At 62.0% G+C, this 14,224-nt stretch carries 10 protein-coding genes; 3 read left to right on the top strand and 7 right to left on the bottom strand.

Features of this window, described 5'->3' with window-relative positions; translation table 11 throughout:
- The 4 genes from AB3X39_RS11540 to AB3X39_RS11525 all read right to left on the bottom strand — a co-directional run.
- The coding region (locus tag AB3X39_RS11540) for a 2Fe-2S iron-sulfur cluster-binding protein (protein ID WP_369417535.1) at window positions 1-365 on the bottom strand (365 nt) is incomplete at its 3' end.
- The gene (locus AB3X39_RS11535) at window positions 362-1,996 is read right to left on the bottom strand and encodes a formate dehydrogenase beta subunit (RefSeq protein ID WP_369417534.1); all 1,635 of its coding nucleotides are present in this window, start codon (window positions 1,994-1,996) and stop codon (window positions 362-364) included. The genes AB3X39_RS11535 and AB3X39_RS11540, both read right to left, overlap by 4 nt.
- On the bottom strand, window positions 1,993-2,514 hold the full coding sequence (locus AB3X39_RS11530) for an NAD(P)H-dependent oxidoreductase subunit E (RefSeq protein ID WP_369417533.1): 522 nt from the start codon (window positions 2,512-2,514) through the stop codon (window positions 1,993-1,995). The genes AB3X39_RS11535 and AB3X39_RS11530 overlap by 4 nt, the downstream gene beginning before the upstream one ends.
- 52 nt (window positions 2,515-2,566) lie before the next feature.
- Entirely contained in the window at window positions 2,567-4,207 is a 1,641-nt protein-coding gene (locus AB3X39_RS11525) for an OFA family MFS transporter (protein ID WP_369417532.1), read from the bottom strand.
- A 246-nt stretch (window positions 4,208-4,453) separates the two neighbouring features.
- On the opposite strand from AB3X39_RS11525, the gene AB3X39_RS11520 reads away from it, so the two are divergent.
- Window positions 4,454-7,276: a S8 family serine peptidase gene (locus AB3X39_RS11520; RefSeq protein WP_369417531.1), complete on the top strand. Its 2,823-nt coding sequence runs from the start codon at window positions 4,454-4,456 to the stop codon at window positions 7,274-7,276.
- On the opposite strand, the gene apbC is transcribed toward AB3X39_RS11520, so the two are convergent.
- A complete protein-coding gene (apbC, locus tag AB3X39_RS11515) occupies window positions 7,263-8,366 on the bottom strand; it encodes an iron-sulfur cluster carrier protein ApbC (RefSeq protein ID WP_369417530.1) in 1,104 nt (367 codons plus the stop codon). The two genes, AB3X39_RS11520 and apbC, sit on opposite strands and share 14 nt — an antisense overlap.
- 109 nt (window positions 8,367-8,475) lie before the next feature.
- On the opposite strand from apbC, the gene metG reads away from it, so the two are divergent.
- Together metG and AB3X39_RS11505 are read left to right on the top strand one after the other, a co-directional pair.
- Window positions 8,476-10,545 (top strand): methionine--tRNA ligase, encoded by a 2,070-nt coding sequence (gene metG / locus AB3X39_RS11510; RefSeq protein WP_369417529.1) that lies wholly within the window; start codon window positions 8,476-8,478, stop codon window positions 10,543-10,545.
- 20 nt (window positions 10,546-10,565) lie between these two features.
- Window positions 10,566-12,227, top strand: a complete 1,662-nt coding sequence (locus AB3X39_RS11505; RefSeq protein ID WP_369417528.1) for a SulP family inorganic anion transporter — start codon at window positions 10,566-10,568, stop codon at window positions 12,225-12,227.
- A gap of 11 nt (window positions 12,228-12,238) precedes the next feature.
- On the opposite strand, the gene AB3X39_RS11500 is transcribed toward AB3X39_RS11505, so the two are convergent.
- Both AB3X39_RS11500 and AB3X39_RS11495 read right to left on the bottom strand, forming a co-directional pair.
- The gene (locus AB3X39_RS11500) at window positions 12,239-13,036 is read right to left on the bottom strand and encodes a CYTH domain-containing protein (RefSeq protein WP_369417527.1); all 798 of its coding nucleotides are present in this window, start codon (window positions 13,034-13,036) and stop codon (window positions 12,239-12,241) included.
- A gap of 120 nt (window positions 13,037-13,156) precedes the next feature.
- Window positions 13,157-13,450, bottom strand: coding sequence for a hypothetical protein (locus AB3X39_RS11495; protein ID WP_369417526.1), 294 nt, complete (start codon window positions 13,448-13,450; stop codon window positions 13,157-13,159).
- Window positions 13,451-14,224: the final 774 nt, after the last annotated feature.

Raw genomic sequence — 14,224 nt, 5'->3', positions numbered from 1 at the left:
CAGTTGCCGTTGGCGCTGCATGTCAGGCAATCGAGCGGATGGTCGCTGATGTAGAGCTCCATCACCCCCTTGCGCAGCTGTTGCAGTTTGGGGCTTTGGGTGCGCACCGTCATGCCCGCCTCGGCCGGGGTGGTGCATGAGGCTGGATAGCCCTTGCGGCCCTCAATTTCCACCAAGCAAAGGCGACACGAGCCGAAGGGCTCCAGCATGTCGGTGGCGCAGAGCTTGGGCACTTGGATGCCAGCCTCCACCGCTGCGCGCATCAGCGACGTGCCCTTGGGCACCGTGACGTCAAAGCCGTCGATGCGCAGCGTGACCGTCTCGCTACACGCTACCGCCGGTGTACCGTGGTCGATGTCTTTCATGTCGCACTCCCCTTCGGGTTCTGACCCAAGTCAGCTGCAAAGTCGGCCGGATAGTGATTCAGCGCCGAAAGCACCGGGTACGGCGTCATCCCGCCCATGGCGCACAAGCTGCCGTGCAACATGGTGTCGCACAGATCGCGCAACAACTCGACCTGCGCGTCACGCTCCGCCGGGCGATCCCGCAGCAAGCGGATGCGGTCGATCACCTCCACCCCACGGGTCGAGCCGATCCGGCACGGGGTGCATTTACCGCAGCTCTCGACGGCGCAAAAAGCCATCGCATAGCGCGCCAGCGCCGCCATGTCCATGCTGTCGTCATGCACCACCACACCGCCGTGCCCCAGCACCGCACCGATGGCGGTGTAGGCCTCGTAGTCGAGCGGCACATCCCACTGCTCGGCCGGCACATAGGCCCCCAGCGGCCCGCCGACCTGCACCGCTTTGATGGGCCGCCCCGTGGCGCTACCACCGCCAAAGTCAAACAGCAGCTCACGCAAGCTCAGCCCAAACGCTTTCTCCACCAATCCACCGTGACGAATGTTGCCGGCCAGTTGGAAAGGCAAGGTGCCACGCGAGCGGCCCATGCCGAAGTCACGGTAAAACGCCGCCCCGCGCGCCAAGATCAAGGGCACCGCCGCCAAGGTGAGGACGTTGTTGATCACGGTCGGCTGACCAAACAGCCCGTGGATCGCTGGCAGAGGCGGCTTGGCACGCACCACACCGCGCTTGCCTTCCAAGCTCTCCAACATCGCGGTTTCTTCGCCGCAGACATAAGAGCCCGCGCCCATGCGCACCGCCAACTCAAAACGCCGCCCCGAACCGGCCACATCGGCGCCGATCCAACCCGCCGCCTGGGCGCGCCGGAGAGCTTCGTTCAACGTCGCCACCGCGTGCGGATACTCCGAGCGCACATAGATGTAGCCGCGCTCAGCCCCGACCGCCAAGGCGGCAATCGCCATGCCTTCGATCAGCATGTACGGGTCGCCCTCCATGACCATGCGGTCGGCAAACGTGCCTGAATCGCCCTCATCGGCGTTGCACACCACGTACTTCACGCCACCCGGCGCACAGCTGGCGGCCGCCACGGTCTTCCATTTGATGCCCGCCGGAAAGGCCGCCCCGCCCCGCCCGCGCAAGCCCGCATCCAGCACCGCTTGGACGAGGGCTTCAGGCGCTTGAGTCACCGCCGCTTTCAGGCCGACCCAGCCGCCGTGCGCGGCGTAGTCCTCAAGCGAGAGCGGGTCCGTCACACCGATGCGCGCAAAGGTGAGCCGCTCCTGCCGCGCCAAGTACGGCATCGCCGCCGTCAGCCCGTGACACAGCGGATGCGCAATGCTCGGATTCACCGAGCCCCCCGCGCCCTCAGCACCTTCGGCCAGCAGCGCAGGCCACAGATCCGCCACGTCCTCCGGTGCGACCGGCCCGAAGGCCACGCGCCCGTGCGGACCAGCCACCTCCACCAGCGGCTCCAGCCAAAACAGGCCCCGCGAGCCGTTGCGGATCAAGTGCAGATCCACCCCATCCGCTTGGGCGCGCGCTTGCAAAGCTTGCGCCACCGCATCCGCCCCGACCGCCAAGGCGGCCGAGTCGCAAGGCACGTACAGGGTCATCGAGGTCATCAAGGGACTCATGCCGAGGCTCCTTGTGAAGAGGCCAAGGGCGCAGAAGAGGGCTTCTCGACCAAGCGATCCAGCAAGGCGGCCAAACGCTGCTGCGTCAGGCGCGCATGGGGCTGACCGTCGATGGCGATGGCCGGTGAGAGCGCGCACAAGCCCAAGCAATACACCGACTCAACATGACAGCCACCGACAGCCTCGGCATGGGCCTGAGCTTGGGCGTGCAGGGCCTCGCTGCCACGACTCAAGCAAGACTCGGCGCGACACACCTGCACCACCGCACCCAAGACCGGCTGAAGGTGAAAGTGCGGGTAGTAGCTCACCACCCCATGCACCTCCGCCCGCGACAGATGAAGGGCTTGGGCCAAGGTCACCACCGCCTCAGGCGGTAGCCACCCCAAGCGCTGCTGCACAGCGTGCAGGATGGGCAACAGCGGCCCTTCCTGCCCCGCGTGCTCCGCCACCACAGCCAGCACCGTGGCCCGAATCGTGGCCTGCGTGGTGTCAGGGGAAAGCTCGGGGCGCACGGTCATGGTGGGTCTCCTGATGAAGTGGCTGAACTTGGTCAGCGGGGTCCGTTCAGCATTATTGGAAGAACTTGCCGACGTTGATCAAGGTTTTGTAAACGCCCCACGCCAAGGGCACGCCCACCGCCGTCCAAGCCAGCACCACCCAGATCACGGGCGAGGCATGGTAGCTCTGCGTGCTTGGGCCAATATCCCCAGCAGCGTTGCGTTCATGCGCCAAACGCTTTTCTTCGGCCAATTCGGCCTTGCTCATGAAATGCTTGGGATCGACCGGACGAATCATCAGGTTGCAGATCAGGCCAATCACCAGCATGCCGACCAAGATGTACATGGTCTGGTTGTAGACCTGTTCACGCGGCAAACCCAAGCTGAGCTGATATTCCCGCATGTAGTTCACCACCACCGGCCCGAGGATCCCCGCCGTGGCCCAAGCCGTGAGCAAGCGACCATGGATCGCGCCCACCATTTGGGTGCCAAACAAGTCGGCCAAATAAGCGGGCACGGTGGCAAAACCCCCGCCGTACATGCTCAGGATCACGCACACCGCCGCGACGAACAGCAACTTGCTGCCTGCGGCCGCGCTGGCCGGGATGCTGGCGTAGAGCAAGCCGCCCAAGACGAAGAACACCACATAGGTCATTTTGCGACCCAGCTTGTCCGACAAGCTGGCCCAGAAGAAGCGCCCGCCAATGTTGAACAAGCTCAAAAGCGCCGTGAACCCCGCTGCCACGCCCGCAATCGCGGCGAGTTGCACCTTGTCGAGTTCGAGGTATTTCTTGTCCAAGCCGATCAGGCCGCCGCCAAAAACCTCTTGCAACATCGGACTGGCCATGCCGATCACGCCGATGCCGGCCGAGACGTTCATGCACAGCACCATCCAAACCAGCCAGAACTGCGGAATGCCCCAGACTTTTTTCACATGCACATGACCATAGGTGATCATGACGTTGCTGCCCTGCACCGCTGGCGGCGTCCAGCCTTCCGGCTTCCAGCCGGTGGCCGGCACGCGATAGCCCAGCGCGCCGCCGATCATGAAGACAAAGTAGACCAAGGCCATCACCACAAAGGTCTGCCAAACCCCCACGCCCGTGCTCGATGCAAAGGTCTTCATCAGCTCAGCCGCCAAGGGTGAACCGATCATCGCCCCACCGCCAAAACCCATGATCGCCATGCCGGTGGCCATGCCGCGCCGGTCCGGAAACCACTTGATGAGCGTACTCACGGGCGAGATGTAACCCAAACCCAGCCCGATACCGCCGATCACGCCTGAGCCGAGGATCATCAGCCAGAACTGGTGGGTGTAGACCCCAAACGCCGAAATCAGCATGCCGCCACACCAGCACAGCGCCGACACCACCCCGGCCTTGCGCGGACCAGCATGCTCCAACCACCCCCCCCAAATGGCCGCCGATGAGCCCAGCAGCACAAAAAACAGCGTGTACATCCAGCCCAAAGTAGCGATTTTCCAATCGCAGGTGCTGGTGAACAACTCCGCCCAAAAGCCGACATCGGGGCCACATTTGATGGCTTCCTTGATGCCCAAAGCTTTGGACAACGGCAACCAAAACACCGAAAAACCGTAAGCCATCCCAATACAAAGATGAATCGCCAAAGCGGCCGGAGGAACCAGCCAGCGATTGAAACCGGGCGCAGCGATGGTGCGCTCCTTGGACAGAAAGCCGTCTGTCTGGGATGTCATAGGGTGTCTCCTCGTTGGAAATGCTTGAACGCTGCGGATTATTCAACGGATCATCATTCACCCACGACCCCGGACCCTACATTTGATAACAGTGGCACCAGACGTTCTGTTGGTGCCCATGCGTAAAACGCGGTGGACGCCACCGGCAGGGATCGTGAACAATTGCCGCTTTTCAGCGGACCTGAGCACCGGTCCGTTTTGTGCCTCGATCCGACTATCACGCGGCTGCCTCGCCTCAAAAACAACATGGTTCGACTTCGTTTGTACGGCTCACTCTGGCTTCTCACCGCCGCGCTCCTCGGTTGTGGCGGCGGCAATGGTGCAACGGGTGGAGCCAGTGGTGTCAATGCAGGCGCAGGGAGTGGTGTCGGCACCCTCAACCCCACCAGCAAAATCGGTCTGCGCTTATCCGGCACGATCAGCGTGCCGCCATTTGCAGCGGTCGATACCGACTTGAATGACGGCAACCAAGCGAATCGCCGTGCCAACGACGATCCCAACAACGCGCAACCGCTCACCAGCCCCGTTTTGCTGGTGGGCACGGTCAACCAGCCAGGAACGGGTCCAACGGGTGCCAGCCAAGCCAGCGGGGATGTGGATGACTGGTTCAGCATCGACTTGCTCGCCGGGCAGACGATTGAACTCGAAAGCAGCGCCGAGATCGGCAGTGCCGACATCGATCTCTACGTCTTGACCAAAGATGGCGCCCAGATTGGTTTTGTGAACACCCCGGATACCCGTTCAAAGTGCGTTCAAATCAGCCGAAGCGGTACGTATCACATCGATGTACACGCCTTCATGGGGGCCTCGGTCTACAACCTGCGTGTCGCCGATCCCGGCGGTGCCGGGCAGTGCAACACCGTGACAGCCGCGCTCAACTTCAACCCGCAAGAACTGTTGGCCGTCCCGAAGGCCGAGCGCATCAATAACCGCACCACCACCCTTTCGGCCTCAGGACGAAGCGCCAACACGACACACGTCTTGCCCGCCAACATGCTGGCCGCCGGTATTCAACTGGTCTCAGGTGCGGGCTCGGGGCCGATGCTGCTGAGACTTCCCAGCCAAAAAAATGCGCTGGCCCAAGGTCTCAGTCGCTTGGCACAGACCCCGCGCAGCACCGCCCAACTGGCGGCCATCAGCAACACACCGGCCGCCGTGATGGCGCTGAAATACGCCAAATACATTCAAACGTCAGGAGCCTATTTGGGCGTGCATCCCAACTGGCGCATGGATACCCAAGCTTTGGCGGGCACTTTTCCGCCCAATGATCCCTCCTACAGCCTGCAACGCTGGCACTACGACCAGATCAATCTGGCGGCGGCGCTGAACCGTCTCGGATCGCTCGCCATCGTGAGCCCCCGCACGCCCTTGGTCGCCGTCATCGATGACGGCGTGATGCTTGATCACCCCGACCTTTATCCTCAGCTGATTTCAGCGGGTCGAACGTTTTTCACCAATCTCTCGCCAGGCGACGGCAACATCGCCAACGGCGATAACCCGGCGCAACGCAGCGACAACCCGATCTTTCACGGCACCCATGTGGCCGGCCTGATCGCGGCCTCCACCTTTGATGGTCGCTTTGGTGCCGGCATTGCACCGATGGCACAGATCCTGCCGCTGCGCGTGTTTCAACCGGGCCATGGGGCCAACACGCTCGACATCGTCAACGCCATGCTCTATGCCGCTGGACTGGACAACAACTCCGGCACCTTGCCACCGCGTCGCGCCGACATCATCAATCTCAGCTTGGGCAGCGATGTGAACTGCCCTGCGGCCTACCAAAATGCCATCGACCGTGTTCGCACAGCGGGCGTGATGGTGGTGGCCGCAGCCGGCAACTCCAGTCGATTGGATCTGGGGCGCCGCGTGGCTGTGAGCGCACCGGCCAATTGCCGAGGTGTGATCGCCGTCGGCGCGCTCGACATCGATAAGAAACTGGCGGCTTACTCCAACACCGGCAGCGCCCTGAGTCTGGTGGCGCCCGGAGGCGGGGCCGATCCAGCCTTGGGTCTGGCAGCCGGTGGTGATGCCATCTACAGCACGATTGGAAGCTTCAATGCCAACGGTGCACGTGTTGCCAATTTCGGGGCTCTTGAAGGCACGTCCATGGCCGCACCGCATGTCAGTGGCACCTTGGCCTTGATGCGTTACATCAATCCGCAATTGAGCCCAGCGCAAATCGATATGTTCCTCACGACGGGGCGTTTAAGCGACGACTTGGGCGCCACGGGGCGGGACAATGACTTCGGCATGGGTCTGATCAATGCCCGCAAAGCCGTTGAGGTGGCTCTTGAAACCACCACCAGCATCCCAGCCCCCACCCTGATTCCCATCACGGCCCAACCCAGCAGCTTGGATCTGGGCAGCTTCCGAACCAGCGCACAGCTGGAACTTCGTGCCAATGTCCCCATCGGTAGCACCCTCGCCACAGAAACCGTTGCCTCAGTCGTGAGTGCATCCCCCGCAGTGCAGATCAGCCCCACCCAAGTCGATGCCACCGGTCAAGGAACGTACACCCTGAGCGTCGATCGCAGTCTCTTGTCGCCGGGCACGCATGACTTACGCATCACGGTCAACCTCAAGCCCACCCGAACCCTGTCCTTGAGCCTGAGCGTAACCCGCGTCGAAGAACGCAACACGGCCCTGACCACCAGCTATGGCCCGCTTTATGTGGTGTTGATCGACCCAGACCGCAACGATGTGGTGGCCACCGTCCAAGCCACCGTGCTCGATGGCCGCTACACATGGAGCTACAACGGCTACACGCGCAACCGGGTCAGCATCATTGCCGGTGCGGACCTCGATAACGACGACTACATCTGCCAGCGAGGTGAACCTTGCAGCACGGTCCTCAATACGAACACCGCTGAAGCCCAAGCGCTGACGCTCAACAGCGCCCTGTCACGCACCACCGTGGATCTGCAAGTGACCCCGACCGCCAATGTGCTGCTGCAAAGCCACACCAATCTGCCGTTGATCGGCGTCCGCCGCCAAGTACCGGGCACCCACGACCGGGCCATGCCCCACACCACGGCGGCCCTGACGCCCAACCCCGTCAGGTCCCCTTGAACACCGTGATGGTTGGGAACTTGGCCGAATAGTCTTTGGCTTGGTGCGCGATCTTGATCGCCACCTTGCGAGCAACCTCTTTGTACAGGCCTGCCAAGGTCCCTTCGGGATCAAACACGACCGTCGGGCGACCAGCATCGGTTTGTTCGCGAATAGAGCGTTCCAGCGGCAGCGCTCCGAGGTAATCCACCCCATATTGCTCAGCCATGGCTTTGCCACCGTCAGCGCCAAAGATGTGTTCGGTGTGGCCACAGTTCGGGCAGCAATAGACCGCCATGTTCTCAACGATGCCCAAAATCGGCACGCTGACCTTCTCAAACATCTTCAGACCCTTCTTGGCGTCGATCAGCGCGATGTCTTGTGGTGTGGTCACGATCACCGCGCCTGTCACCGGCACACGCTGCGCCAAGGTCAGCTGAATGTCGCCGGTCCCCGGGGGCATATCGACGATCAAATAGTCCAGATCCTTCCAGTTCGTCTGGCGCAGCAACTGCTCCAGCGCCTGCGTCACCATCGGGCCGCGCCAGACCATGGCTTGGTCGGCATCGACCAAAAAGCCGATCGACATCACCTGCAAACCGTGTCCGATCATCGGCGCCATGGTTTTGCCATCGGCACTGTCAGGCCGGCCGTCAATGCCCAACATGGTCGGCTGGCTGGGGCCATAAATATCGGCATCCAACATGCCGACCTTGGCGCCTTCGGCGGCCAAGGCCAAGGCCAAGTTGACCGCCGTGGTGCTCTTGCCCACCCCACCTTTGCCCGAGGCCACCGCGATCAGGTTTTTCACGCCCGGCAAAAGCTGCACACCGCGCTGCACCGCGTGCGCCACGATGGCGGTCGAAAAACGCACCGTGACCTCGCTCACCCCCGGCACAGTGCGAGCCGCTGCGCTCAACATGGCTTCCAAATTCGGCCAGAGGCTGCGGGCCGGGTAGTTCATCTGCACCTCCAACGACACAGACGAGCCTTGGATACGCAGATCGCGCACCTGCCGGGTCGAAACGAAATCGCGCCCTGTTTGGGGATCCAGCACCGTTTGCAACGCGGCAAGAAGGGCAGTTTCAGTCACGGTAGAAGAAGAGAACATGAGGTGATTGAATAGAGTGGTGAAGCGACATCATTGACCGCGCGCAGTCTAGCGGAGCCCGCCTAAAATCGCCCCCTCCTGCCTCAAGGCCCTAGAACAGACACCGCCCATGACCCGCCAGCTTTTTGTCACCACTGCCCTGCCCTACGCCAACGGCCACTTCCACATCGGCCACATCATGGAATACATCCAGGCCGACATTTGGGTGCGATTCCAGCGCATGCAGGGTCATCAGGTGCATTTCTGCGGGGCCGACGACGCCCACGGCGCGCCGATCATGATCGCGGCTGAGAAAGTCGGTAAAACACCGCAAGCCTTCGTGGCCGACATCGCCGCCGGTCGCAAGCCGTACCTCGACGGCTTTCACATCAGCTTTGACAACTGGCATTCGACCGACGGGGCCGAAAACCACGTCTTGGCGCAAGACATCTACCGGGCGCTGCGTGCTGCGGGTCTGATCGCCGTGCGCTCGGTGGAACAGTTCTTTGATCCGGCCAAGGGCATGTTCTTGCCCGACCGCTTCATCAAGGGCGAATGCCCGAAGTGCGGCGCCAAGGACCAGTACGGCGATTCGTGTGAAGTCTGCGGCGCGGTCTACAGCCCGACCGAACTGAAAAACCCGTTCTCGGCGCTCTCCGGCGCCACGCCGGTGCTCAAAAGCAGCGAGCACTACTTCTTCAGCCTGAGCGATCCGCGCTGCGTGGCGTTCCTTGAAGCGTGGACCCAAGAAAGCGGCAAGCTCCAGCCCGAAGTGCTGAACAAGATCAAGGAATGGTTCACCAAGGATGAGCAAGGCCAAGGCGGTCTGGGTGACTGGGACATCAGCCGCGACGCACCTTACTTCGGCATCGAGATCCCCGACGCGCCGGGCAAGTATTTCTACGTCTGGCTGGACGCGCCGATTGGTTATCTGGCCTCGCTGAAAAACTACTTCGACAAGGGCGGACCGAAAGCCCAATACGGTGAGTCGCGCAGCTTCGAGGACTTCATGGCCGACCCCAGCGTCGAGCAGGTGCATTTCATCGGCAAAGACATCACCTACTTCCACACCCTGTTTTGGCCAGCGATGCTGCACTTCAGCGGTCGCAAAGTGCCCAACAACGTCTTTGTGCACGGCTTCATGACCGTCAACAACGGTGAAAAGATGAGCAAGAGCCGAGGCACGGGGCTCGATCCACTCAAGTACCTCAAGCTCGGCATGAACCCCGAGTGGCTGCGCTACTACATCGCCGCCAAGCTCAACGCACACGTTGAAGACGTGGACTTCAACCCCGAAGATTTCAGCTCGCGGGTCAACGCCGATCTGGTCGGCAAGTACATCAACATCGCCTCACGCGCCGCCGGCTTTTTGGCCAAACGTTTCGGCGGCAAGCTGTCCAGCGATCTGGGCGTGGACGGCATGAGCCTGCTCGAAACCCTGCGGGCCCATCGCCACACCATCACCGAACTTTTTGAGGCGCGCGACTACGGCAAAGCACTGCGCGAAATCATGGCCTTGGCCGACCGCGTCAACGAGTACGTCGATGCCAACAAGCCGTGGGAATTGGCCAAAAAAGAAGGCGCCGAGCAAGTACTGCAAGACGTTTGCAGCGTCTGCATCGAAGCCTTCCGCCTGCTCACCATCTACCTCAAGCCGGTGCTGCCCGCCTTGGCGGCCAACGTCGAAGCCTTCTTGCAGATCGCCCCGCTCGACTTCACTTCGACGGACCAGCTGCTGGGTGCGCACACCATCGGCACCTACAGCCATCTGATGCAGCGCGTCGATCCCAAGCTGCTCGACGCCTTGTTCGAGCCGCCCACCGCCCCGAAGCTGGTGCCCGGTGGTGAAGAGCTCGCCCCCGAGATCAAGATCGACGATTTCACCAAGGTGGACTTGCGCGTCGCCAAGATCCTCAAGGCCGAACACGTCGAAGGCTCTGACAAGCTGCTGCGCCTGACGCTCGACGTGGGCGAAGGCAGCCCCCGCAACGTCTTCAGCGGCATCAAATCGGCTTACAAGCCCGAAGATTTGATCGGCAAACTCACCGTCATGGTGGCCAACCTCGCGCCGCGCAAGATGAAGTTCGGCATCAGCGAGGGCATGGTGCTGGCCGCCAGCCACGCCGATGAGAAAACCCACCCTGGCATCTTCGTGCTGGAGCCCTTCCCCGGAGCCCAGCCCGGGATGCGCATCCGATAAGACGAGACAAGGACCCCACCATGCTGCGCCGCTTTCACCCCTTTCGCCCGCGTCTGCTCGATAGCCTCAAGGGCTACGACCGCACACGCTTTCTGACCGATCTCGGCGCGGGGTTGACGGTCGGCATCGTAGCCCTGCCCTTGGCGATGGCTTTTGCGATTGCCTCGGGCGTCAAGCCTGAGCAGGGCATCTTCACGGCCATCATCGCCGGCTTTTTGATCTCGGCTTTGGGCGGCTCACAGGTGCAGATTGGCGGCCCGGCTGGCGCCTTCATCGTCATCGTTTACGGCATCGTCGAGCGCTACGGGCTGGCGAACTTGCTGATCGCCACCTCGCTGGCTGGCATCCTGCTTTTCTTGATGGGCTGGTTGAAGCTGGGCGCTTTGGTGCGCTACATCCCCGTGTCGATCGTCATCGGCTTCACCAACGGCATCGCGGTGCTGATCGGGCTGTCGCAGGTCAAGGATCTGCTCGGGCTCAAGATCGACAAGCTCCCGGCCGACTTTTTCACCCAGATCGGCACTTTGGCCAAGCACATTGATGGCTTGGATCCCCTTGCGCTGCTGATCGGTTTGGTTTGTCTGGCCATCGTGGTGCTGTGGCCCAAGTCTTACACCATGCCGCAAGCGCCGATGACCCCGCGCGACCACGCCCGGCGTGTCGCTGCCCACGTGCCCGGCACCATCGTCGCACTCGGGTTGGCCACCCTGCTGACCTTTGTGCTTTCGTTGCCGGTCGAGACCATCGGCTCGCGCTTTGGCGGCATCCCGCAATCGCTGCCCAACTTTTCGATGACCGACTTCAGCTGGGCTGGGGCCAAGCAGCTCCTGATTCCGACCATCACGATTGCGCTGCTGGGAGCGATCGAGTCGCTGCTCTGCGCTCGCGTGGCCGACAACATGACCGAGTTTCGCCGCCACGACCCGAACCAAGAACTGATGGCCCAAGGCGTGGCCAATTTCGTCACGCCCTTCTTTGGCGGCATCCCCGCCACCGGCACCATCGCCCGCACCGTCACCAACGTGCGCGCCGGCGCCGCCACACCCATCGCCGGGATCATCCACGCCTTGGCGCTGCTCCTGATCGTCTTGGTGGCCGCACCGCTGGCGCTGCATGTGCCCTTGGCGGCGCTGGCCGGCATTTTGTTGTTCGTGGCTTGGAACATGGGCGAGTGGCGCGAGTTCGTGCGCCTGCGCCATTTCAACCCGGCCTACCGCGTGATCATGGTCGGCACCTTCTTGCTCACCGTGATCTTCGATCTCACGGTCGCGGTCGAAGTCGGCTTGGTGCTGGCCTGCATCTTCTTCATCTGGCGCATGGGCACGCTCTTCGACGTCAGCCCCGTGACCGACCAAGACTTGCCAGCCGGCGTGCATGTCTTTGAGCTCTACGGCTCGCTGTTCTTCGGTGCGGTGGGCAAGATCGAGGATCTGCCCGAAGAACTACCCGCTGGCACGCGCGCCGTGGTGCTGGAGATGCACAAACTGGTGCTGATGGACTCCTCTGGGCTCGACGCCTTGCAGCAACTCTGGCGCACTTTTCAGCGCCAAGGCATCGGCTTGGTGCTGGCCAACGTCAACGAGCAACCGCTCTCGCTGATGCGCCGGGTCGGCTTTGACGCCTTGCTGGGTGAAGAAGCCATCGTGCCCAGCGTCGGCGCAGCGCTCGATCAGGTGCGCTGATCAAGCGCTGATCAAGTGCGCTGAGCCAGCGCCAGCTCGTCCAAGAACGCTTCTTGGACCGCGCTTGAACGGGCCAGCGCAGCTTGGGCGGGCTCACCAAATTCAGCCGTTTCCGCCGCGTTGCGCAGGCGAGCCGCAAGGCCATCGCCCGTCGCCACCGGCCCGGCGCCCAGCTGAGCACGCGCCAGCCGATCACCGCGCTCGGCCTTGCTGCGCACATCGAGCCACAAGCCGTGCGCGGCAATCCACGGCCGCACAAAGGCCAGCATGTCGGCCGCCCGGCCTTCGATCAGCTCAAACTCCAGCTCGCACACCGCCAAACGCTGCCCGGCAGCAGCGATGCTGCCTTCATCCAGCGCCAGCTCGATCAAGGCCCCGCCATGCTGCACACGCACCCATGTGCGCTGGATGTCGGTGGTGAAGCGCACCGTCAAAGCTTGCTCAGGCGCCGCCGCCAGCGCACGCACCAAGGCCTCGCCGGCGGGGGTGCCCGCATGGCGCTCCACCTTGGGCACCGGCTCTTGATCCGGCCCTTCGAGCGCTGAAGCATCCAGCTCGACGTTGTGCTCCAAGCGCGTCATCACATCGTCACCCCGCCCTTTGAGGGTCTGCACCCACGGCCCACCTTCGCGACGCAAGCGCCATGCAAGCCCCTTGGCGCCCAAACTGCGCTCGGGGGTATCGAGGTAGCGTGCCTGCAACGGCAACACAGCCAGCGGCCCGAGTCGAGCAAGATGCTCACGCACACCCGCCAAACGCTCGGCGGGCTCAGCGGGGATCTGATACTTGAGTTCGATTTCAGTCGTCATGGCGCAGGATTGTGACGGTACGACTCACCCCCTTGAACCGGATCTTGCCAAAACAACAACCGATTGCTCGCGGTATCAAACTTCCACGCTGAATTCCATGCGTTGGCCGTAGCGTTGATTTCACGCACCGTGCGTGCCCCGATGCCACAACCTGTCTGCCCAAGGAATCACAACGACATTCCCTGAATGAAACGCAACAAAGATCGCTGCATCAATCCAGACTGAAGAGGTCAGGATTGGCCTACCCGAAAGCACAAGCGGCAGCAAATAGCAGGCAATCAGCGTGACACCCATCAGCCCCGAAGTCTTGCCAAGACCACGGTTTCTTTTCAATTCGACCAAGCACGAAAACACGTCTAGGCACACGCCAATCCCCACAACGATCAGTACAAGGGATGACATCATTTCTTGCATACACCTCGTCGAGGCTTTCCGAATAGCTTGGGTGACAAGATGAGTGCTCCGGCGATCCATGCGAAGAACATATAGCTGCCTATCGCTCGAATCCCTAGCCCTAACGGGCAGCAGCTTTGCAGCCTAGTCATCGCTATAAGCCACAGTACTGGCACACCAACCACGAATACCCATGCAAACATTCGTGCAATCAGACGGAGCGAACGTGAGTGCGTCCCGTTTTCCTCTGCCCCCAAGAAGAACAACCGTGGATGTCTGACCAACAGAATCGCACCGGCAATCAGAGCGACCATCCCCACACAAGAGAGCAACAGCGCCAAGCTCCCATCATTACTTCGACGATAGAAGTCGGCAACGATTGCTAGGACGAGCCCAACGTGCCCCATCAAACCCAGCACGATGCTACGAGGCGAGCGATCAGTCATAGCTATCTCCAGACCCGCCCTATCGGATCCGATTGCAGATACCTCCCCGTCACCGGGTCGTAGTCCCGGTGGTGGTTTTGGAATAGGCCGGGGTATGCGCTCGGTGTCGGCCCTTCGACAAGCTCAGGGCGAACGGGGTGGTGGGGTTTGGGTGCGGCATCCAACAAGCGCATGGGGCGCAAAGCTATCACATCAACGGCACCACTCCCCTCGCCCGCGCCTGCTATCCATTACCCACAAGTTGATTGAACTCTGTGGCGAAGTGTCTAAGCTGAACAGAGGGCAGCAGGAGTGTGGTGATGACGTGGGCAGCAGAGGAATTGCGAACGGTGGATCTGGGGGATGCGAG

The sequence above is a fragment of the Leptothrix ochracea genome (genome assembly GCF_041083635.1).
Classification (GTDB): domain Bacteria; phylum Pseudomonadota; class Gammaproteobacteria; order Burkholderiales; family Burkholderiaceae_C; genus Sphaerotilus; species Sphaerotilus ochraceus.
Note: the sequence above shows the minus strand (reverse complement) of the source record. Positions and strands in the feature narration are given on the sequence as shown.

Excerpts from the sequence above, each read along its gene's own strand:
- metG (WP_369417529.1), top strand. The coding sequence starts at position 8,476 with ATGACCCGCCAGCTTTTTGTCACCACTGCCCTGCCCTACGCCAACGGC.
- AB3X39_RS11520 (WP_369417531.1), top strand. The coding sequence starts at position 4,454 with ATGGTTCGACTTCGTTTGTACGGCTCACTCTGGCTTCTCACCGCCGCG.
- AB3X39_RS11495 (WP_369417526.1), bottom strand. The coding sequence starts at position 13,450 with ATGCAAGAAATGATGTCATCCCTTGTACTGATCGTTGTGGGGATTGGC.
- apbC (WP_369417530.1), bottom strand. The coding sequence starts at position 8,366 with ATGTTCTCTTCTTCTACCGTGACTGAAACTGCCCTTCTTGCCGCGTTG.
- AB3X39_RS11500 (WP_369417527.1), bottom strand. The coding sequence starts at position 13,036 with ATGACGACTGAAATCGAACTCAAGTATCAGATCCCCGCTGAGCCCGCC.
- AB3X39_RS11505 (WP_369417528.1), top strand. The coding sequence starts at position 10,566 with ATGCTGCGCCGCTTTCACCCCTTTCGCCCGCGTCTGCTCGATAGCCTC.
- AB3X39_RS11525 (WP_369417532.1), bottom strand. The coding sequence starts at position 4,207 with ATGACATCCCAGACAGACGGCTTTCTGTCCAAGGAGCGCACCATCGCT.
- AB3X39_RS11530 (WP_369417533.1), bottom strand. The coding sequence starts at position 2,514 with ATGACCGTGCGCCCCGAGCTTTCCCCTGACACCACGCAGGCCACGATT.
- AB3X39_RS11535 (WP_369417534.1), bottom strand. The coding sequence starts at position 1,996 with ATGAGTCCCTTGATGACCTCGATGACCCTGTACGTGCCTTGCGACTCG.